At 66.7% G+C, this 19,719-nt stretch carries 18 protein-coding genes; 6 read left to right on the top strand and 12 right to left on the bottom strand.

From position 1 onward, the window contains the following. The 5 genes from ACO057_RS05285 to ACO057_RS05265 form a co-directional block, all read right to left on the bottom strand. The coding region (locus ACO057_RS05285; RefSeq protein ID WP_421989356.1) for an ABC transporter permease subunit at window positions 1-436 on the bottom strand (436 nt) is incomplete at its 3' end. Beyond that, window positions 426-1,514 carry an ABC transporter permease gene (locus ACO057_RS05280; RefSeq protein ID WP_421989354.1) on the bottom strand — a complete coding sequence of 363 codons (1,089 nt, stop codon included), beginning with the start codon at window positions 1,512-1,514 and terminating at the stop codon, window positions 426-428. The genes ACO057_RS05280 and ACO057_RS05285, both read right to left, overlap by 11 nt. Then, on the bottom strand, window positions 1,511-3,079 hold the full coding sequence (locus tag ACO057_RS05275) for an ABC transporter ATP-binding protein (protein ID WP_421989352.1): 1,569 nt from the start codon (window positions 3,077-3,079) through the stop codon (window positions 1,511-1,513). The genes ACO057_RS05280 and ACO057_RS05275 overlap by 4 nt, the downstream gene beginning before the upstream one ends. Continuing rightward, entirely contained in the window at window positions 3,079-4,218 is a 1,140-nt protein-coding gene (locus ACO057_RS05270; protein ID WP_421989350.1) for a BMP family lipoprotein, read from the bottom strand. Before ACO057_RS05270 ends, ACO057_RS05275 begins: the two co-directional genes overlap by 1 nt. Before the next feature lie 120 nt (window positions 4,219-4,338). After that, on the bottom strand, window positions 4,339-5,274 hold the full coding sequence (locus ACO057_RS05265) for a LysR family transcriptional regulator (RefSeq protein WP_421989348.1): 936 nt from the start codon (window positions 5,272-5,274) through the stop codon (window positions 4,339-4,341). Between the two features lie 191 nt (window positions 5,275-5,465). On the opposite strand from ACO057_RS05265, the gene ACO057_RS05260 reads away from it, so the two are divergent. Genes ACO057_RS05260 through ACO057_RS05245 form a run of 4 tightly spaced genes read left to right on the top strand, consistent with a single transcriptional unit; the run spans window position 5,466 to window position 8,661 of the window. Continuing rightward, window positions 5,466-6,485, top strand: a complete 1,020-nt coding sequence (locus ACO057_RS05260; protein ID WP_421989346.1) for an ABC transporter substrate-binding protein — start codon at window positions 5,466-5,468, stop codon at window positions 6,483-6,485. A gap of 34 nt (window positions 6,486-6,519) precedes the next feature. Beyond that, window positions 6,520-7,479 (top strand): isopenicillin N synthase family dioxygenase, encoded by a 960-nt coding sequence (locus ACO057_RS05255; protein WP_421989344.1) that lies wholly within the window; start codon window positions 6,520-6,522, stop codon window positions 7,477-7,479. 5 nt (window positions 7,480-7,484) lie between these two features. Then, window positions 7,485-7,916, top strand: coding sequence for an ester cyclase (locus ACO057_RS05250; RefSeq protein WP_421989342.1), 432 nt, complete (start codon window positions 7,485-7,487; stop codon window positions 7,914-7,916). A 37-nt stretch (window positions 7,917-7,953) separates the two neighbouring features. Continuing rightward, window positions 7,954-8,661 carry a phytanoyl-CoA dioxygenase family protein gene (locus tag ACO057_RS05245; RefSeq protein ID WP_421989340.1) on the top strand — a complete coding sequence of 236 codons (708 nt, stop codon included), beginning with the start codon at window positions 7,954-7,956 and terminating at the stop codon, window positions 8,659-8,661. A gap of 7 nt (window positions 8,662-8,668) precedes the next feature. On the opposite strand, the gene allB is transcribed toward ACO057_RS05245, so the two are convergent. Beyond that, complete coding sequence (gene allB, locus ACO057_RS05240; RefSeq protein WP_421989338.1) at window positions 8,669-10,030, bottom strand: allantoinase AllB; 1,362 nt, start codon at window positions 10,028-10,030, stop codon at window positions 8,669-8,671. A 199-nt stretch (window positions 10,031-10,229) separates the two neighbouring features. Here allB and ACO057_RS05235 point away from each other — a divergent pair, with 199 nt between their 5' ends. After that, entirely contained in the window at window positions 10,230-10,892 is a 663-nt protein-coding gene (locus ACO057_RS05235) for a class II aldolase/adducin family protein (protein WP_421989336.1), read from the top strand. Window positions 10,893-10,902: 10 nt separating this feature from the next. Here the strand turns inward: ACO057_RS05235 and ACO057_RS05230 are convergent, their stop codons facing one another. The 6 genes from ACO057_RS05230 to ACO057_RS05205 all read right to left on the bottom strand — a co-directional run bounded on the left by ACO057_RS05230 (window position 10,903) and on the right by ACO057_RS05205 (window position 17,378). Further along, a complete protein-coding gene (locus tag ACO057_RS05230) occupies window positions 10,903-11,586 on the bottom strand; it encodes an HAD family hydrolase (protein ID WP_421989334.1) in 684 nt (227 codons plus the stop codon). 13 nt (window positions 11,587-11,599) lie between these two features. Continuing rightward, window positions 11,600-13,072: a mannitol dehydrogenase family protein gene (locus tag ACO057_RS05225; RefSeq protein WP_421989332.1), complete on the bottom strand. Its 1,473-nt coding sequence runs from the start codon at window positions 13,070-13,072 to the stop codon at window positions 11,600-11,602. A 90-nt stretch (window positions 13,073-13,162) separates the two neighbouring features. After that, a complete protein-coding gene (locus ACO057_RS05220) occupies window positions 13,163-14,167 on the bottom strand; it encodes an ABC transporter ATP-binding protein (protein ID WP_421989330.1) in 1,005 nt (334 codons plus the stop codon). Window positions 14,168-14,185: 18 nt separating this feature from the next. Continuing rightward, a complete protein-coding gene (locus ACO057_RS05215; protein WP_421989328.1) occupies window positions 14,186-15,016 on the bottom strand; it encodes a carbohydrate ABC transporter permease in 831 nt (276 codons plus the stop codon). Window positions 15,017-15,028: 12 nt separating this feature from the next. Further along, the gene (locus ACO057_RS05210; protein ID WP_421989326.1) at window positions 15,029-15,904 is read right to left on the bottom strand and encodes a carbohydrate ABC transporter permease; all 876 of its coding nucleotides are present in this window, start codon (window positions 15,902-15,904) and stop codon (window positions 15,029-15,031) included. A gap of 154 nt (window positions 15,905-16,058) precedes the next feature. Further along, a complete protein-coding gene (locus tag ACO057_RS05205; protein ID WP_421989324.1) occupies window positions 16,059-17,378 on the bottom strand; it encodes an ABC transporter substrate-binding protein in 1,320 nt (439 codons plus the stop codon). Between the two features lie 271 nt (window positions 17,379-17,649). Here ACO057_RS05205 and ACO057_RS05200 point away from each other — a divergent pair, with 271 nt between their 5' ends. Continuing rightward, window positions 17,650-19,677, top strand: a complete 2,028-nt coding sequence (locus ACO057_RS05200; protein WP_421989322.1) for a vanadium-dependent haloperoxidase — start codon at window positions 17,650-17,652, stop codon at window positions 19,675-19,677. Window positions 19,678-19,719: the final 42 nt, after the last annotated feature.

Raw genomic sequence — 19,719 nt, 5'->3', positions numbered from 1 at the left:
CCGGCCCGATATAGGGCAGCGCCGAGAGGGCGGGGATGTCGGGCGAAGGGATCGGCGTGATCGTCGGCAGCGAGCCGCTTGGATAGAGCACGCGGTAGGCAAAGCCGGTCGCGCCGATGGCGAGGAGGTTCAGCGCCAGACCGGCGATGATCTGCTCGACCTGCAGCAGCACGGCGAGAAGGGCGAGCAGCAGGCAGACGACGAGCCCGGTCAGCGCCCCGGCGCCGATGCCGACGAGGCCCGAGCCCGTGGCATGCATGGCGGCGAAGCTGGCAAAGGCGGCCATCAGCATCGTGCCTTCGAGGCCCATATTGTAGATGCCGGCCCGCTCGGCCACGGTCTCGCCGAGCGCGGCGAACAGGATCGGCGTCATCGTCTGCAATGTCGTCGCGATCAGGCTGACGATGATGATCGGGGTCAGGAATTCAGACCACACGCGGCGTCCTCCCGATGCGATAGGTCGACAGCGCGGCCGCGCCGACGAACATGATGAGCGCCACCGCCTGGATCATGTCGCTGAGCGCCGAGGGCACGCCGATGCGCACCGGCAGCGTGATCGCGGCATTGTCGAGACAGCCGAACAGGAAGGCGGCGAGGATGACGCCGAGCGGATTGAGCCGCGCCAGGATGGCGATCATGATGCCGGCATAGCCGTATCCGGCCGAGATGCCCTCGAGCAGGCGGTGATGGACGCCATAGACCTCGCCGACGCCGGCAAGGCCGCTGAGCCCGCCGGAGAGCGCCATCACGGTGACGAGCAGCCGCGCGCTGCCCTTGCCCTTCAGCGCCAATACGCGTGGATTGGAGCCGAAGGCGCGCAGCTCGAAGCCGAAGGCGGTGCGGTTGATGAGGACATGCACGACGATGGCCGCGAGGATCGCCAGGATGAAGCCGAGATGGAGATGGGATTTCTCGGCGAGCAGCGGCAGCCAGGCCTCGGGCGGCAGCACCGGCGTGCGCTGGTAATAGGAATTGGCGTCGCTCCACGGGCCGTTGAGCAGCAGCAGCGAGAGCGCATAGAGGATGATGTAGTTGAGGAGGACCGTGGAGATGACCTCCTCGACGCCGAGCCGCGCCTTGAGCCAGCCGGCAAAGGCGGCATAGGCGCCGCCGCCGGCAAACCCGGCCGCGAGCGCGATCGGCAGGATGACGAAGGCAGGGGCGGCGAGGCTGTGCGTCGCCCAATAGGCGGCCATGGCGCCGGCGAAGAACTGGCCCTCCTGGCCGACATTCCAGATCCGCGCCCGGAAGGCGACGACCGTGCCGACCCCGGTCAGGATCAGCGGCGTCGCCCGGGTCAGGCTTTCGAGAAAGCTTCGCCGCGAGCCGACCGCGCCCTCGACGAGCGCCGCGAAGCCATCGCCGACGTTGGCGCCGGCGATGGCGAAGAGCAGCGCCGTCACCAGCAGCGAGGCGATCGCGGCGAGCGCGAAGGTCTGGATCCAGAAGCCGCGGCCACCATCCGGGCGGCGCTCGATGCGAAAGGGCAGGCGACCGCCGTCCTGGAGGCTCATGCCGCCGCCTCTTCGGTCGCCCGAGCTTCAGTCGGCAGCGCCTCGCCGGCCATCATCAGCCCGATCCGGGCGAGATTGGCGCCGGCCGCCTCGATGATGCCCATGCTGCGGCCGCGGAAGAGCACCAGGATCCGGTCGGCAATGCGGACGAGATCCTCGAGGTCCTCGCTGGCCAGGAGGATGGCGCAACCTTCGGCGCGGCGGGCGAGGATCTGGCCGCGCACATATTCGATGACGCCGACATCGAGCCCGCGCGTCGGCTGGTTGCAGAGCAGCAGCTTGCTGGCGAGCGGCAGTTCGCGCGCGAGGATCACCTTCTGGGCATTGCCGCCGGAAAGCGTGCGCGTCCGCGCGTCGACGGAGGGCGTGCGGATGTCATAGGCACTGACCGCTGCCTCGGCCGCGGCGCGGATGGCCTCCCGCTTCAGGAACGGGCCGAAGCGGAAGCGCGGGTTCGACTGGTGGCCGAGCAGGAGGTTCTCGGCGACGGTGAAATCGGCCACCAGTCCGTCGCGATAGCGGTCGCCGGGCACATAGCCGACCCCCTCGGCGGCGATGGCGCCGGGCGTCCAGCCGGTGAGCTCAACGCCGTCGAGGAGGATCGCTGAACCGGCCTCGGCAGCGCGCAGGCCGACCAGCGCCTCGAACAATTCATCTTGGCCATTGCCGGCGACGGCGGCGATGCCGAGAATTTCGCCGCGGCGGATGGTGAAGGAGAGGCTGTCGAGCGCGCGCGTCGTGCGCCCACCCCTGACCGTCAGCGCGCGGATATCGAGCATCGCGACCGGCGAGGGCGGCCGCTCGGGCCGCGCCTCGCTGAGCGAGACGGCGCGGCCGACCATCAGCGAAGCCAGCGTCTCGCGGGTGGCACTCTCGGCGTCGAGACTGCCGACGACGCGGCCCCGCCGGATCACGGTGATGCGGTCCGAGCGCAGCACCTCGTCGAGCTTGTGCGAGATCAAGATGACGGCGACGCCGCGCGCCGTCAGGCGGCGGATCATGGCGAAGAGCTGCGCCGATTCCTGCGGCGTCAGCACGGCGGTCGGCTCGTCGAGGATCAGCAGCCGCGCCTCGCCGAACAGCGCGGCCAGGATCTCGACCCATTGCTGCTCGCCGACCGAGAGCTGGCCGACCGGCCGCGCGAGGTCGAGCGACAGCCCGAGTTCGCCGGCCAGCGCCGTGATCCGCGCCTCGGCGGCGGCGCGGTTCTGGCGCGGCGCGCTGACGAGGATGTTCTCGAAGCCGGTGAAGCTCGAGACCAGCGTGAAATGCTGGTGCACCATGCCGATGCCGGCGGCGATGGCATCGCGCGGCGAGCGGAAGCGCACAGGCACGCCGTCGAGATGGATCGTGCCGGTATCGGGCGCGATCAGGCCATAGAGGCAGGCGGAGAGGGTCGACTTGCCCGCGCCGTTCTCGCCGAGCAGGCAATGCAGCTCGCCCGGCGCCACCTCAAAGCTGATCGCGTCATTGGCGGTGAGCGTGCCGAAGCGCTTGGTGAGGCCGGAGACAGCGAGGCGGGCCACGCGCGGCCCGCCATCGCCCGGCGCTGCTGGCGCGTCCATCAGTCGGATTTCGGCTCGCCGGTTTCGAGCGGCACCTTGAGGCTGCCGTCGAGGATCGCCGCCCGCGCATCGGCGACCTTCTTCTTCACATCGGCGGGGACCTTGTCGTCCCAGGCATGGTAGGGGGCGATGTCGAGGCCGCCCGTCGCCATGCCGAACCACACCGGCTCCAGCGGCGCGTCATAGGGCTTGCCGGTGTCCTTCTTGGCCTTCCACTGGTCGATGACATATTTGACCAGCGGGTCCCATTCGGCGGTCGACGAGGTGACGATCACCTCCGGCGCGCTGTCGCTCATGTCGGCGAAATTGCCGAAGCAGCCGATCTTCTTCTGCACGCAGCCCTCGAAGGCCGGGGCGAGCTGATAGATGAAGTCGGCGCCGGCGGCGGCCTGCGCCACGGTGGCGGCGGTCGATTTGGGCGGGTCGTACCAGCTCTGGATGAACGTGACCTTGCCCTTGATCGCCGGGTCGACCGACTTGGCGCCGCGGAAGAAGGCGTTGATCTGGTCATTGGCGTCGTCGGCCGGGAAGGTGCCGATCACCCCGACGACCTTCGATTTGCTCATCGAGCCGGCGAGGAGGCCGAGCAGATAGGCAGGCTCGTGCAGGTGCAGGTAGACGAGATAGCCGTTCTTGCCGAGCGGCTTGTTGCCGGAGCCGGAAACGACGAACAGCGTGTCGGGATAATCGCCCATCACCTGCTCGACCGCGTCGGCATAGCCGCCATCGCCGAAGATGATGTCGTATTTGCCGCTTTCGGCATAGGTCCGGTAGACCTGCTCCGCCTGGTCGTACTGGACGTTCTCGGTGAAGTCGAAGGTGACGTCGAGGCCATAGGGCTTCGAGGCCGCGACGCGCTTGACCGATTCCATGAAGGCCCGGTCCCACGCGCTCTCGACGCCGCCGGAGACGACCCCGGCAATGTGCAGTTCCTCGGCCCCCGCAGCGGATAGTGAGAGCACGGCGGCAAATCCAGCCGCCATCATCAGCCTGAACGGTTTCATGGACGATCCCCTCGCTTGCTGGGCGAAGGTTAGGGCCGCCATTCCCGCGCTGACGAGGCCGATTTCTGGGCAGCTGCGGCCCGTTTTTTCATCGTGTCCGGCCCGGGCGTCACCGGAGCCGGGTTTTTGCGGCAAGGATTGGAATATTCGTCCGCCTAGAGGTCCAGGATGCCGCCGATCTTGCCGCGTTGCCGCCGGCGAGCGCTGAAAGGCAACGGTCCGCGCGGAAAAACATGCAATGAGGCAGCGGTGCCGCTACATCGGCGGCTCGGTGGTGACGACGGTCTCGTCCTCGATCAGCCGCAGCGCGGTGATGATCTCCTCCTCGATCAGGCTGATTGCCGGATCGGTTGCCGTGCCGCGCGCCGGGCGCGCCATGGTGAGTTCCTGGCGGCGGATATAGTGGCCCTGGATCGGCACGAAGACGAGCGCGCCCTCGCGCTGGTCCTCGGCGACATCGATGCGCGACAGGAAGGTCACCGCCTCGCGCGAGCGGGCCATCGCCTTCATGAATTCGACCGAGTTGGAAAGGAAGTCCGGCTTGAAATCGAGCCCGGCGCGGGCGAAGCCGTCGGTGATCAGCCGGTGGATGGTCATGCTTTCGTCGGCGAGCACGATCGGATAATCGAGGCAGTCGGAGAGCCGCACCGGCGAGCGCAGCGCCAGCGGATGCGACGGCGACACCACGGCGCCCATGCGGGTCGGGAAGACGGCGGTGGCGATGAGGTTCGGATTGTCGGGCAGGCGATAGGCGAGGCCGAGATCCGCCTCGCCCGAGAGCAGCGCCTCGACGATGCCGTCGACGACATGGGCGCTCAGCGTCACCAGCACGCCCGGATGATCGCGGCGGAAATTGGCGATGATCGGCCGGAGCACGCCGCCGGCGATGCCGTGCATGGCCGCGATGCGGATCTGGCCGCCGCGCACGCCCTTCAATTCCTCGAGCCGCGTCTGCAGCCGGTCATACTGCTTCAGCGTGTCGCGGATATGGGCGATCAGCAGTTCGCCGGCCGCCGTCAGGCGCAGCTTGCGCGGTAGGCGGTGGAAGATCGGCGTGCCCATCTCCTCTTCGAGCGCGATGATCTGGCGATTGATCGAGGAGGCCGAGACATGCAGCCGCTCGGCGGCCTGGCGGATCGAGCCGGCGCGCACGACTTCGTCGAGATAGCGGAGCATGCGTGCATGCAGCATCGGCGCCTCCTGGAGGCAGCGCGCCGGCCCTGCTGCCGGCCCATTGCCCACACCTTGATCCCTAGCTGAACAGACTGCCCGCGAACAGGGCAGCGTACTTCGAAAGCGCACGGTGCGACCGGAAAAAGACGCTGGAACGCAACGCTGGACCACCGTCCAATGCTCGGTATAGCCCATCGTCCGAGGTCGCCATGCCCGCTCCGTCCGCTCTCGCCGCGCTGTCCTGTACCCGGCGGCCGCGCCATCGCTCCGCCGCCGCCCTGCTGATCGGCGCGCTGGCGATCGCCGCGACCGCGGGATCGGCTGGCGCCGCCGAGACCATCCGCTTTGGCCTCAACTGGCTGCCGGAGGCCGAGCATTGCGGCTTCTATGAAGCGCAGGAGAAGGGGCTCTATCAGGCGGCCGGCCTCGACGTGACGCTGGAGCCGGGCGGGCCCGACAAGAACGTCCCGCTCAGCGTCGCCGCCGGCAAGCTCGATCTCGGCATGGGCTCGAGCTTCACGACATTCAACCTGCAGAAGGAAGGCGTCGCGGCCGAAACGATCGGCGCCTTCTTCCAGAAGGATCCGCAGACGCTCGTTGCCCATGCCGGCCAGGGCATCGCGACGCTGGCCGATCTCAAGGGCAAGCCGATCATGATCGCCAAGTTTTCGCAGTTCGAATTCTGGCAGTTCCTCAAGACGAAATACGGGTTCTCGGACCAGGATATCCGGCCCTACACCTATTCGTCGGCGCCGTTCCTCGCCGATCCCAAGGCCGTGCAGCAGGGCTACATCACGGAGGACGCGCTGCTGCTCGGCAAGGAAATGCCGGAGCCGCCGGTCAGCATCCTGCTCGCCGATTACGGCTACCAGAACTATGCCTCGACCATATTCGGCACCACGGCCTGGATTGAGGCGCACAAGGATGCGGTCAAGGCCTTCGTCAAGGCGACCGCCGAGGGCTACCGGCTGTGCGTCACCGGCGATTACGCCGCCGCGATGAAGGCCGTGATGGCCGCCAATCCAGATCACACCGCCGCATTGTTCGATTTCAAGATCAAGCAGATGGTCGATCGCGGCCTCGTCGCAGGCGGCGATGCGGAGAAGGGCGGCATCGGCGCGATGACTGACGCGCGCTGGAAGGACTTCTTCGACACCATGGTGACCTCGGGCGTCTATCCCAAGGATACCGACTACAAGGCCGCCTATTCGCTCGAATACCTGCCCTGATCGGGCGCTGACGGGAGGAGCCGCCATGGCCTCGATGAAGCTCGCCATTGTCGATATCGCGCCGTTCATCCACGGCGATGCCAGCGCGCGCCGCAAGGTGGCACGGGCCTTCGGTGAGGCGTTCGAGACGACCGGTTTCGCCGTGATCACCGGCCACGGCGTGCCTGAGAGCCTCGCAGGCGGGCTCTATGAAGCGGTGACCGATTTCTTCGGCGAGCCCTATCCGGTAAAGGCCGGCTATATCCCGCCCGAGCAGACCAAGGGCCGCGGCTACCTGCCCGTCGGCATCGAGAGCGTCGCCAAGACGCTCTCGGGCGAGACGCCGCCCGATCTCTGCGAGGCGCTCGTCTTTTCGGCGCCGCACCGGCCTGGCGCCGAGGCGGCCAATATCTGGCCGGCCGAGCCGCCGCGCCTCAAGCGCCTCGTCGAGGATTGGACCTCGGCGATGGTGACGCTGACCGGGCATCTCGCCGAACTGTCGGCGCTGGCGCTCGACCTGCCGGAGGATTATTTCGCCGCCGCCTATGCCGATCCGGCGCTGGTGCTGCGCTTCGTCAACTATCCCGACCAGATCGAGCCGCCGCGCCCCGGCCAGATGCGCTATGGCGAGCATCACGACTATGGCGCGCTGACAATCCTCCGCCAGGACACGGCGCCCGGCGGGCTGCAGGTCAAGGATCTCGACGGCGTCTGGAAGGAGCCCGGCGTGGTGCCGGATTCCTTCGTCATCAATGTCGGCGACCTCATGGCGCGCTGGACCAACAACCGCTGGCGCTCGACGCTGCACCGCGTCTCCAATCCCGATCGCGGCCTGACCGGCTCGACTCGCCGGCTGTCGCTCGTCGCCTTCACAGGCCCGAACGAGCGCTCCGAGGTCGCCTGCCTGCCGAGCTGTACCGATGCCGATCATCCGCCGCTGTTCGAGCCGGTCACGGCGGGCGACTATATCCGCGCCAAGCTGACGGCCTCGATGCAGCTGACGCCGGGGACATGAGCGCCATGACCGAAGCAGCCACTGCTGCCGCCAACAGCGATCTCGTCGCCGCCTATCATCATGCGCTCTGGCGCGATGGCGACCAAGGCGCCATCGACCGCTACTGGGACCCCGCCGCCGTGGTGCACATGACCGATTTCGAGGGCACTGCCGTCGATGTCGTGCGCGAGGACGTGACCCGCTATTTCGGAGCCTTCGCCGAGATCGAGACGCGGATCGAGCATCTCGTTGCCGAGGGCGATCGCGTCGTGTTGCACTGGACGACGTCGGGCCTGCATGTCGGGCCCTATGGCGACGTCGCTGCGACCGGCAAGCGCATCACCATGACCGGCATGGACCTCCTGCGGCTCGCGGGCGGGCGCATCGTCGAATGCTGGTCGATGTGGGACGGGCTCTCGGTCTATGACCAGCTCGGCGTGCTGAAGATCGGCGCCTGACGTCTCGATGCCGGCCGCCGATTTCGCGCGCGACGGCGTGGCGCTGCGCCCCGGCTTCGTCGATGCGGTCGGTCGGGCCGAACTCGCGGCGGCGATCGAAGCCTGCCGGCGCGCGCCGGGCCCTGGCTTCCGCATCCTCTCGCCGCCAGGCCGTCCGCTTGTCATCAGCGACCGCGACCGCGCCGCCGATGTCGCGGCGATCGGCAGGCTCGCGCGCGCCGGGACCGGGCTGGCGGCTGGGGCGTTCGGCAGCACCAGCGCCGTGCTGCTCGAGGACCAATGGTTCCTCTCGGAGGCGGGCGCCGGTACGCCGAGTCCCTGGCATCAGGACCAGCCATTCCTGCCGGTCGAACCGTTCTTCGTCACCATCTGGATTCCGCTCGATCCGCCGCCCGGCCGCGACAGCCTCCGCGCCATTCCCGGCTCGCAGCGCGGTCCGCTCTATGCGCCGGCCGATTTTTCATCCGATGCGCCGGAGCCGGGCGGCGACTGGGAATCAGGGCGGACGGCGCCGATGTTCGCGCCGGCGCTTTCGCCGGGCGATGCCGTGCTGATCGATTCGCGCGTGCTGCATGCGACCGGCGGCTTCTGTCCGGCGCCGTTCCGCCGGATATCGCTGCGCTATGCCCCGCCCGATGCACGGCTTTCGCCGCGACCCTGGCCGGTCGCCGAGCGCTGGCGGCTCCTCGCCGGAGCGGCGGGCGGGCCGCTTCCCTTGAGCCTGCCGCGCATTGCCGCCGATTGATGCGCCCTCAGGCGAGGCCGGGACCGTCGAGCCGCCGGCCGCGGCCGGGCAGGGCGGTGACCGTTCCGCCGGCGAAGATCGTCTCGCCGCGGCTGATCGTCCGGCTGACGGCGCCGGTGAAGCGTGCGCCGACATAGGCGCTGTGCCGGTTGCGATAAAGGAGGTCGTCCGCGGCCAGCGTGAACTCCGCCTCGGGATCGACGATGACGAGATCAGCATCGGCGCCAACAGCGATCGCCCCCTTCTGCGGATCGAGGCCGAACAGCCGGGCCGGATTGGTCGCGGTCATCCCCGCGATCGCGGCGAGCGTGAGGCCGCGCCGCGCCCCTTCGGTCAGCAGCACCGGCAGCGTCGACTGCAAGCCGGAAATGCCGCCCCAGGCCTTGAAGATGTCGGCATCGCCAGCCGTCTTCTCCTCGATCAGGCAGGGCGAATGGTCGGAGGCGATGACGTCGACGGCGCCGCCGAGCACCCTCTCCCACAGCGCCTCGCGCTCGGAAGGCGCGCGCAGCGGCGGCGCGCATTTCGCCAGCGGCCCGATCCGCTCCAGATCGCGCTCGTCGAAGAAGAGATAATGCGGGCAGGTCTCGGCGGTGACGCTGATGCCAGCGGCCTTGGCGGCGCTGATCCGGTCGATGCCGGCGGCCGAGGACACATGCACGATATGCAGCCGCGCGCCGGTTTCCGCGGCGAGTTCCAGCGCCGTATCGATGGCGGCGAGCTCGGCGGCGATCGGCCGTGCCTCGCCCCAGGCGGCGCGGTCGGTGCGGCCGGCGGCACGGAGCGTCCGCGTCAGGGCGTCGGTCATCGCCTCGTCCTCGGCATGCAGCGCCAGGAAGGAGCCGAGGCTGGCGATCATCCGCATGCCCTTGCGCATCAGGGGCGCATCGACGCGGGGGAAATCGCTCGCCGTGCACATGAACGCCTTGAAGCCGACGACGCCGCCCTGCTGCAGGCTGGAGAGATCTGCGCGGTTGTCGTCGACGAGACCGCCCCACAGCGCATAATCGGTAACGCTGACCCGCGCCGCCTGCTGCTTCAGCGCCAGCGCGGCGGCGTTGACCGTCGGCGGATGGGCGTTGAGCGGCATCTCGACGAAGGTGGTGATGCCCCCGGCCGCGGCAGCGCGGCTGCCGGTCTCGAACCCCTCCCAGTGGCCGCGGCCGGGCTCGGAGAAGTGCACATGCGCATCGACGAGGCCTGGCATCAGCACGAGCCCGCCGGCATCGATCGTCTCGGTGGCGGTCTCCTGCGGCGCGCCCTCGAACAGCGCGGCGATGCGGCCGGCGCGGACGACGACACCGCCCTCGAATTCGCGGTCCGGGGCGATCACGCGGGCGTTGTGGACGATGAGATCGGCTGCTGCCATGCGGCACACCTCGGGGGCAGGGACGGCCGGCCACAAGGGACGATGCCGCTGGTCCCTCCGGCAATAACCGACCGCGCGCGGCGAGGCGAGCCCGATTTCAGGGCAGTTTTTCGGCGCGCCATGTTGACCCGGCCGCCGCCGCCCGGCAAAGAGCGGCGGCCCGCCCTTCGGCGATCCGCCCGAGCAAAGACCCGCCCCGATGACCGAACTCGACCTCCGCCGCGACATCATCGCCACCTGCCTCCGGATGAATGCCAGTGGCCTCAACCAGGGCGTCTCCGGCAATGTCTCGGTGCGCCTTGAGGGACGGATGCTGATCACGCCGACCTCGATCCCCTATGACCGGATGCTGCCGGAAGAGATCTGCTCAATGGCGCTCGATGCCGAGGACGGCGCCTTCGAGGGGCCACGCCCGCCCTCGACCGAATGGCGCTTCCATCGCGACATCCTGCGGGCCCGGCCCGAGGTCGGCGCGGTCGTTCATGCCCATCCGACCTATTGCACCAGCCTGGCGATGACCCGCCGCTCGATCCCGGCCTGCCACTACATGATCGCCGTGTTCGGCGGCGACAGCGTCCGCTGCGCCGATTATGCGACCTACGGCACCGAGCAGTTGTCGCTCAACGTCATCGCCGCGATGGAGGGGCGCTCGGCCGTGCTGCTCGCCAATCATGGCGCCATCGCCACCGGCCATGACCTCGCCAATGCGATGTGGCGGGCGGTCGAGCTCGAGACCATCGCCCGGCAATATTACAACGCGCTGCTGATCGGCGGGCCGGTGCTGCTGACGGCGGAGGAGATGCAGGAGACCTTCGACAAGGGCCTTGCCGCCAATTACGGCGGCATCCGCAAGCCGCACTGAGCCGAAAGCGCTAGGCCGGACGCAGCGCGTCGAAGCGGGCGAGCACGGCCGGTAACTCGGCCATGCTGTCGAAGATGATCGCCGGGCCGAGCGCCAGCGCCGCCGGCCGCAGCTTGCCCGGGCCGATATGCGAGCCGCCGAGAAAGGCAGCGACGACCATGCCGGCGGCAAGCCCGGCGGCGATGCCGGCCGGGCTGTCCTCGACGACGAGACAATCTTCGGGGGCGTAACCCATCGCGGCGGCGGCATGGAGGAAGAGATCGGGCGCCGGCTTGCCGTTCTTGACCAGCGACGCGCTGTAGACATGGCCTTCGAAACGCTCGCTGAGACCGGCCTTGCCGAGCGAGACGGTGAGCCGCTCCGGCGTGCTCGACGAGGCGATGCAGGCCGGCCGGTCGAGCGCGGCGATGGCCGCGGCGATGCCCGGCATCGGCTCGACCCGCGTGCGGATGCGCTCGAAAAGCAGTTCCTTATAGGCCTCGACCTCCTCGGCGGAGAGGCGGATCTGATAGTCGCGCGCGAGCAGCGCTGTCACCGTCGTCCAGCTGCGGCCGAGGAAATGCCGGTAGACATAGTCTTCGGCCACCGGCAGGCCGATGCCCTGCAGGAACTCCGCGAGCGCGGCGATGGCGACCGGCTCGCTGTCGACGACGACGCCGTCGCAGTCGAGGATGACGAGCCCGGCGCTGCGCATGATTGGCCCCGCGTCAGCGCGCGAGATAGCGCGTCAGCGTCGCCGCCGTTCCATCCGTCCATAGCGCCTTGAGCGCCTTTGCGAAGGCGTCGCGGAAGATCGCGTTCTCGCCGATCGCGCCATAGATGTCCTGCATCGCCAACCACGCGAACGGGTCATCCTTGGCGCGGGCCGCGGTCTCGGTCAGCAGCTCCCAGTTCGGATCGTTGGGAGCGATGACGGCGCCGCTGTCGGTGGTGCCGAAGCAATAGCGGCACCACAGCGCCGACTCGAGCGCCAGTCCCTCGATCGGGAGGCCCTGCGCCAGGCGGTCGGCAATGGTCGGGATGATGAATTTCGGCTGCCGGTTGGAGCCATCGAGGCATAGCCGGCGGATGGTGTCGCCGATCTTCGGATTGGCGAAGCGGTGCTGGATCAGCTCGAAATAGGCGCTGGTATCGGTATCGGGCACCGGCGGAACCACCGGCAGGATTTCCTCGGTTTCGATCTTCTCGAGGAAGCCGGCGACGAGCGGATGCTCCATCGCCTCATGCACGAAATGGATGTCGAGCAGCCCGCCGGCATAGGCGATGACCGCATGGCCGCCATTGAGGATGCGGATCTTCATCATCTCGAACGGCGTCACGTCGGGGACGAACTGCACGCCGACCTCTTCAAGGCGCGGCCGTCCGGCCGGAAAGTCGTCCTCGAGCACCCATTGCCGGAAATCCTCGCAGAACACCGGCCAGGCATCGTCGATGCCGAATTCGTCGGCGAGCAGCTTCTTCTCGCGCTCGCCGGTCGCCGGCGTGATCCTGTCGACCATGCCGTTCGGGAAGGAGACAGTGTCCTTGATCCAGGCGGCGAAGGCGGGGTCCGAAAGGGCGGCGAGACCGACGACGGCGTTGCGCGTCACCGCGCCATTATGCGGGAGGTTGTCGCAGGACATCACCGTGAACGGGGTGAGGTCGGCGGCGCGGCGGCGCTTCAGTCCGGCGATGATGAGGCCGAACACCGTCCGGGCGCGTTCGGGGTCGGCGGCATCGGCGACGATCTGCGGATGCTGCGGGTCGAAGGCGGCGGTGGCCGCGTTGATGAAATAGCCGCCCTCGGTGACGGTCAGCGAGACGATGCGGATCGCCGGGTCGGCCAGCTTGGCGAGGATCGCCTCGCGATTATCCGGGGCGATGGTCGCGATCATCGAGCCGGTGACGCGGGCGAGCGAGCTCGTCGCCTCCTGCTCGACTAGCGTCGTCAGCAGGTCCTGCCCGGCGAGCAGCCCGGCAATGCGGCTGTCATGCTCGGTGACGCCGGTGCCGATGATCGCGAAATCATGGTCGCGGCCGGTCGAGAAGAGATCGTCGAGATAGGCGGCCTGATGGGCGCGGTGGAAATTGCCGATGCCGAAATGCAGGATGCCGGCGCTGAGCCCGGCGCGGTCATAGTTCGGCACCCGCGCCGTGGCGGCGATCTCGGGCAGGGTGGAGGTCGTGAGCTTGATCGCCATGGCCGCTGTTCTTCTCGTTTCTCGAATCTCTGCCGCGTCGGGCGGGCGGATCATCCATGCCCCCGCGCCGACATTCAACCTCCCGAAGCCTCAGCTCCGGATCGCCCGGCCGCTCTTGTCGAACCGGTGCAACCGCGCCGGATCCGGCTGCAGCATGATGCGCTCGCCGACCTTGAAGCCGACCTCGCCCTGCGTGCGGACCGTGACGAGGCCGATGCCGGCGACATCGACATAGAGGAAGGTGTCGCTGCCGAGATGCTCGGCGACGCTGACGGTACCTGCCCAGCCGTCGCCGTCTCGCGCGACGCCGAGATGCTCCGGCCGGATGCCTACCGTCTCGGCGCCGTAGGTCGCTGCGGTTGAGCCGCCGACGAGGTTCATCTTCGGCGAACCGATGAAGCCGGCGACGAACAGATTGTCGGGACGCTCATAGAGTTCGAGCGGCGAGCCGACCTGCTCGACCGAGCCGGCATTCAGCACGACGATCTTGTCGGCCATGGTCATCGCCTCGACCTGGTCATGCGTCACATAGATGGCGGTGGTGGCAAGGCTCTTCTGCAGCCGCGCGATCTCGATGCGCATGTTGACGCGCAGCGCCGCGTCGAGATTGGACAGCGGCTCGTCGAACAGGAAGCCCTTCGGCTGGCGCACGATCGCCCGGCCGATGGCGACGCGCTGGCGCTGGCCGCCCGAGAGCATGCGGGGCTTGCGGTCGAGATAGGGCGTCAGGTTCAGCGTCGCGGCGGCGGCGTCGACCTTCTGGCGGATCTCCTCCTTCGGCATGCCGGCCATCTTGAGGCCGAAGCCGATATTGCCGCGCACGCTCATATGCGGGTAGAGCGCATAGGACTGGAACACCATCGACAGCCCGCGCTTGGCCGGTGGCAGGTCGACGACATTGACGCCGTCGATGAAGATCTTGCCGGCGGTGACATCTTCAAGCCCGGCGATGAGCCGGAGCAGCGTGGACTTGCCGCAGCCCGACGGGCCGACGAACACCACGAACGACCCGTCATCGACGGTCAGGCTGACATTCGAGATCACCTTCACGGTACCGAAGTGCTTCTCGACGCCTTCCAGGACGATCTTGCCCATGTTCTCTCTCCCCGTCGTCTATTTCACTGCGCCGAAAGTCATGCCGCGCACCAACTGCTTCTGGCTGAACCAGCCGATGATCAGGATGGGCGCGATGGCGAGCGTCGAGGCTGCGGACAGCTTGGCCCAGAACAGGCCCTCGGGGCTCGAATAGGAGGCGATGAAGGTCGTCAGCGGCGCCGCATCGGCGGCTGACAGGTTCAGCGTCCAGAAAGCCTCGTTCCAAGCGAGGATGATGTTGAGCAGCAGCGTCGAGGCGATGCCCGGTACCGCCATCGGCAGCAGGACATAAACGATCTCCTTCCAGAGCGACGCGCCATCCATCCGCGAGGCCTCGAGGATGTCGATCGGGATCTCGCGGAAATAGGTGTAAAGCATCCAGACCATGATCGGCAGGTTGATCAGCATCAGGATGCCGGTGAGGCCGCCGAGCGAATCGAGCAGGCCGAGATTCTTGAAGATCAGGTAGATCGGCACGAGCACGCCAACCGCCGGCATCATCTTGGTCGAGAGCATCCACATCAGGATGTCCTTGGTCCGCTTGGTCGGCGAGAACGCCATCGACCAGGCGGCCGGCACCGCGATCAGGAGGCCGATCAGCGTCGAGCCGACCGAGATCACCACCGAGTTGAAGAAGTGCTTGAAGTAGTTCGAACGCGTCTGCACCTCGACGAAATTCTCCAGCGTCCAGTGCGGCGGCAGGAAGGCCGGCGGGAACAGGATGGCGTCACCCTCGGTCTTGAAGGCGGTGAGGAACGTCCAGAGGATCGGGAAGAACAGGATCAGCGCCACGATCCAGGCGAGGATCGTGAAGGTCCATTTCTTCTGCGGGCTGATGGCGCGGGCCATGGTTCTCTCCCTTCACGCGTCGAGGTTCTTGCCGACAAGGCGGACCAGGAAGATGGCGACGATATTGGCGAGGATCACCGCCACCACGCCGCCGGCCGAGGCGCCGCCGACGTCATAGTCGAGCAGCGCCTGGTGGTAGATCAGATAGGCGATGTTGGTCGAGGCGTAGCCGGGGCCGCCGCTCGTCGTGACGAGGATCTCCGCGAACACCGACAGCAGGAAGATCGTCTCGATCAGGATGACGACGGTGATCGCGCGGGCGAGGTGCGGCAGCGTGATGTAGACGAAGAGGCTGGCGAAATTGGCGCCGTCCATGCCGGCCGCCTCCTTCTGCTCCTCGTCGAGCGATTGCAGCGCCGTCAGGAGGATCAGCGTCGCGAAGGGCAGCCACTGCCAGGCGACGATGAGGATGATTGAGAAGAGCGGATATGTCTCGAGCCAGGCGACCGGCGCGAATCCGAGCCGCGTCGCGATCCAGGCGAAGATGCCGTAATTCGGGTTCATCAGCATGTTCTTCCACACCAGCGCCGCGACGGTCGGCATGATGAAGAACGGCGAGATCACGAGAATGCGGACGATGCCTTGGCCGTAGATGAACTGGTCGAGCAGCAGGCCGAGCAGGATGCCGCCGATCACGGTGATCGCCAGCACCGACAGGGTCAGGATCAGCGTGTTGGCGAAGGCCTGGAAGAAGGCGGGGTCGGTGAGGAAATACTTGTAGTTGGACCAGCCGGCAAAGCCGACATTGGCGGGATTGAGCAGGCTGTAGTTCTGGAACGAGTACCAGATGGTCAAGAGCAGCGGCACGATCATCCAGATGAAGAGAATGACCACCGCCGGCATGAGCATCGATCGCGCCAGCTTGCGCGTGTTGACGGTCGCCGCCATTTCCTGCCTCCCCACTTTGTTCTTGTCGGGTATGACGCCGTCGCGGTGAGGCTCGGCCGGGCGCGCGCGCGGGCGCCAGCGGTGAGGGATCTCGTCGCGATGCGGTCGGATCGGAAGCGTGCCCGGAGCCGGAGCCCCAGGCACGCCGGGTCCGCTACTTGATGTAGCCGGCCTTGGTCATGGTGCGCGTCGTAACGTCCTGCGCCTGCTTCAACGCATCGTCGACGCTCGACTGGCCGGCAAGTGCCGCCGAGAAGATCTGGCCGACGGTGTCGCCGAGGCCCTGGAACTCAGGAATGGCGACGAACTGCACGCCGGTATAGGGCACCGGCTTGACGGTCGGATGGGTCGGATCGGCCGTGTTGATCGAGTCGATCGTCATCTGGGCGAACGGCGCCGCCTTCAGATAGTCGGCGTTCTTGTAGAGCGAGGTGCGCGTGCCCGGAGGAACGTTGGCCCAGCCTTCCTTGGCGGCAACGAGATCGGTGTAGTGCTTCGAGGTCGCCCAGCCGACGAACTTCTCGGCGGCTTCCGTCTTGGCCGACCCGGCGGGGACCGCCAGCGACCAGGCCCACAGCCAGTTGCCACGCTTGCCGAGGCCGGTATCCGGCGCCAGCGCGAAGCCGACCTTGTCGGCGACCGTCGAGGCCTTCGGGTCGGTCACGAACGAGCCGGCGACCGTGGCATCGATCCACATGCCGCACTTGCCCTGCTGGAACAGCGTCAGGTTCTCGTTGAAGCCGTTCGACGAGGCACCGGCCGGACCGGCCGACTTCATCAGGTCGACATAGAACTGCAGCGTGTTCTTCCATTCCGGCTGGTCGAACTGCGGCTGCCACTTCTCGTCGAACCAGCGCGCGCCGAACGAATTCGACATCGCGGTCAGGAACGCCATGTTCTCGCCCCAGCCGGCCTTGCCGCGGAGGCACACCCCGTTGATGCCATTGGCGCGGTCGGTCATCTTGTCGGCGGCCTGGCGGATGAAGTCCCAGGTCGGGGCGTCGGGCATGGTCAGCCCGGCCTTCTCCATCAGGTCCTTGCGGTACATGACATAGCTCGACTCGCCGTAGAACGGCGCGGCGTAGAGCTTGCCATCCGACGAGAGGCCCGAGCGGATCGCCGGCAGCAGGTCGTCGACGTCGTAGTCGGCACCGAGATTGTCGAGTGGCACCAGCCAGCCGTTCTTCGACCAGATCGGAACCTCATAGGTGCCGATGGTGAGCACGTCGTACTGGCCGCCCTTGGTGGCGATGTCCGTCGTCACCTTCTGCCGGAGCACGTTCTCCTCGAGCGTGACCCACTGCAGCTTGATGTCCGGATTGGCCTTGGTGAAGTCGTCCGTCATGCCCTGCATGCGGACCATGTCGCCATTGTTGACGGTGGCGATGGTGAGCGTGGTCTCGGCCAGAGCCGGTCCAGCCGCTGCGATCGCGACCAGCGAGGCAAGGCCCGCAAGGTGTCGATTGAGTTTCATTGCATCCTCCCTGTATCGGGCATTTGCCCAATAGAGGGGAAAATACTCACAAGAGGCCGAGCGTGGTCAACGAAATTCGATACTGCGGCGCACCATGTGGCGCTTCGGTCTGCCTGTCCCCCGGGGCGCGCGACGGCGATGCATGCGACGTCGCCGAGCCGTGCTCGCGAGCTGATGGCGAGCCTGCCCAGCAGCGAGGCCCGCTGCCACTGACGTCTCGAACAAACAATTCCAACTAGATCTCATGTAAAAATTGCACTTTATGAGGGATATGACCCATGATATTGAATCACTGATTGAAGAGATTGAGTTTGAAGCGCGATTGTTCGGGTTCGCAATGGTGGAAATTTGTGCATTTCATCCGGGGGGATGTAGAATGACGAATAACGGTGACGAGCTTCTGACAACCGGCCTGCCCTACAATGGCAAGAACACGATGCCGGTCGTCGCGATCGGGAATTTTCACAAGACCTTGCCGCATAACAAGTTCGGTGAGGTCGATCCCGCCGCCTATGCGGCGTTCAAGCTGGTTGCGGTGACCGGCGGCGACTATGAGACGGTCGCGAGCGTGAAGACCGGCTTCAAGCTCGATGCCAACGGAAATCATGTCGTCGATCCCACGGTCATGCCGAACCCCTATCAAAGTCCTTTCAACGCCGGAGTCATGCCTCTCTCCGGCGACAAACTGAACAACCCGCAGGCGGCGCGGTTTCTCGACGATCTGAGTGGTGGCCCGGCCCATTTCATGATGTCGGCCGCGCCGAAGGTGCTGTCGCTCTCCACGGCCGCCGAGATGACCGAACTGCAGTGGATGGCGATCCTGCGGGACGAGAAGTTCTCGGACTTCACCACCGCGACGCTCCAGCCCGCCGTCGACGACCTCAGCGCTGCCTTCGGCAGCGTGATCGCGGCAAACGAGCCCGGCGGCCTGAAACTTGGCATCGATCTGCCCGTCGACGCGAACGGCAAGCTCGACCTCACCGAAAAAACGCTGTTCCGCTGCGGGTTGCTCGGCGAGGACAAGGGGCCGATCATCTCGCAGTTCTTCCTGCACGATATTGCCTATGGCGCCCAGTTCATCATCCAGAAGGTGCGTCCCTATGCTTCGCGGAAGGACTTCCTGACCAATCACGGAGACTGGCTTCGGGCGCAGAACACCGGGCTCGACGAATGGGGGCACGGCTATTCCGACGACAACGACTTCGTGAGCAAATCTTCGCTGGAGGAGCCTGGCGGCCCGCGGCGGATCAGCACCATGCGCGATCTCGCGCGCTTCGTGAACAAGGATGCCCTGCACCAGGCTTATTTCAACGCCGCGCTGCTTTGCCTCTCCTGGAAGGTGCCGTTCGACCAAGGCAACCCCTATCTCCGGTATACGCGGCAGGGCAACTTCGGCACTTTCGGCGGACCCGACCTGCTGACGCGCGTCTCCGAAGTCGCCTCGCGGGCGCTCGCCATCGTCTGGCGCCAGAAATGGGAGGTCCACCGCCGCCTTCGCCCCGAGGTCTATGGCGGGATGATGGAGATGCAGCAGGTTGGTTTGATAGATCCGGCGAATCCCGCCGCACCGACTAAGCGCGACTACCGTCTGCCCGACAAGGTGTTCAAAACGAAAGCGACCCAGATTCTCACTGATCCGTCGTCGACGCGCTTCTACAAGAACCACTATCTGCCGATGGCCTTTACAGCGGGATCACCGCCGCACCCGGCCTATGGCGCCGGCCATGCGACCGTCGCCGGCGCCTGCGTCACGATCCTCAAGGCCTGGCTCGATGAGAAGACGCCGCTCGGCGACCATCTCGCCCTCAAGAAGCCGCGGCATCCGCTTGCCAGTTCCGATTGTGAAACGATCTCTATGGGTTCTCACTTGCCCGACGGTTCGGTAAGCGCCAGCAGCTCGAAGGTAGCTGGAGACTGCATCGACCCTGATGAAGACCATTGCCTAGTCGTGATCTCGACGACCAACGAACTCGGCAAGCTCGTGCCATACGCCGCGGACGATGCCGACTCCATGACCGTCGAAGGCGAACTGAACAAGATCGCCTGCAATGTCGCGATGGGGCGCTCGATGGGCGGCGTGCACTGGCGCTCCGACAAGACGCGCTCGCTGCGGCTCGGCGAGCAGATCGCGGCCGAGATCCTTCGCAAGGAATCGCTCGAATATGTGGAGCGGGACGGCCCGGCGAAAACCGCGCCCTTCTGGAGCTTCACCAGCTTTAACGGCAATGACGTCCTCATCTTCAATGGCCGCGTGATGGTCAACGGGGCCGATATCGATCCGAGGATGTCGACGCTCTGAAGCGACGTCGGGGTCCAACGGACCCGCTGCAGGCGAGCGACC

It is taken from the genome of Roseococcus sp. (assembly GCF_965227005.1).
Classification (GTDB): Bacteria; Pseudomonadota; Alphaproteobacteria; order Acetobacterales; family Acetobacteraceae; genus Roseococcus.
Note: the sequence above shows the minus strand (reverse complement) of the source record. Positions and strands in the feature narration are given on the sequence as shown.

Bases quoted from the DNA above. Each gene is read 5' to 3' on its own strand.
- ACO057_RS05250 (WP_421989342.1), top strand. From the start codon at position 7,485: ATGACCGAAGCAGCCACTGCTGCCGCCAACAGCGATCTCGTCGCCGCC.
- ACO057_RS05205 (WP_421989324.1), bottom strand. From the start codon at position 17,378: ATGAAACTCAATCGACACCTTGCGGGCCTTGCCTCGCTGGTCGCGATC.
- ACO057_RS05235 (WP_421989336.1), top strand. From the start codon at position 10,230: ATGACCGAACTCGACCTCCGCCGCGACATCATCGCCACCTGCCTCCGG.
- ACO057_RS05200 (WP_421989322.1), top strand. From the start codon at position 17,650: ATGACCCATGATATTGAATCACTGATTGAAGAGATTGAGTTTGAAGCG.
- ACO057_RS05255 (WP_421989344.1), top strand. From the start codon at position 6,520: ATGAAGCTCGCCATTGTCGATATCGCGCCGTTCATCCACGGCGATGCC.
- allB (WP_421989338.1), bottom strand. From the start codon at position 10,030: ATGGCAGCAGCCGATCTCATCGTCCACAACGCCCGCGTGATCGCCCCG.
- ACO057_RS05265 (WP_421989348.1), bottom strand. From the start codon at position 5,274: ATGCTGCATGCACGCATGCTCCGCTATCTCGACGAAGTCGTGCGCGCC.
- ACO057_RS05220 (WP_421989330.1), bottom strand. From the start codon at position 14,167: ATGGGCAAGATCGTCCTGGAAGGCGTCGAGAAGCACTTCGGTACCGTG.
- ACO057_RS05275 (WP_421989352.1), bottom strand. From the start codon at position 3,079: ATGGACGCGCCAGCAGCGCCGGGCGATGGCGGGCCGCGCGTGGCCCGC.
- ACO057_RS05215 (WP_421989328.1), bottom strand. From the start codon at position 15,016: ATGGCCCGCGCCATCAGCCCGCAGAAGAAATGGACCTTCACGATCCTC.
- ACO057_RS05230 (WP_421989334.1), bottom strand. From the start codon at position 11,586: ATGCGCAGCGCCGGGCTCGTCATCCTCGACTGCGACGGCGTCGTCGTC.
- ACO057_RS05210 (WP_421989326.1), bottom strand. From the start codon at position 15,904: ATGGCGGCGACCGTCAACACGCGCAAGCTGGCGCGATCGATGCTCATG.
- ACO057_RS05260 (WP_421989346.1), top strand. From the start codon at position 5,466: ATGCCCGCTCCGTCCGCTCTCGCCGCGCTGTCCTGTACCCGGCGGCCG.
- ACO057_RS05280 (WP_421989354.1), bottom strand. From the start codon at position 1,514: ATGAGCCTCCAGGACGGCGGTCGCCTGCCCTTTCGCATCGAGCGCCGC.
- ACO057_RS05225 (WP_421989332.1), bottom strand. From the start codon at position 13,072: ATGGCGATCAAGCTCACGACCTCCACCCTGCCCGAGATCGCCGCCACG.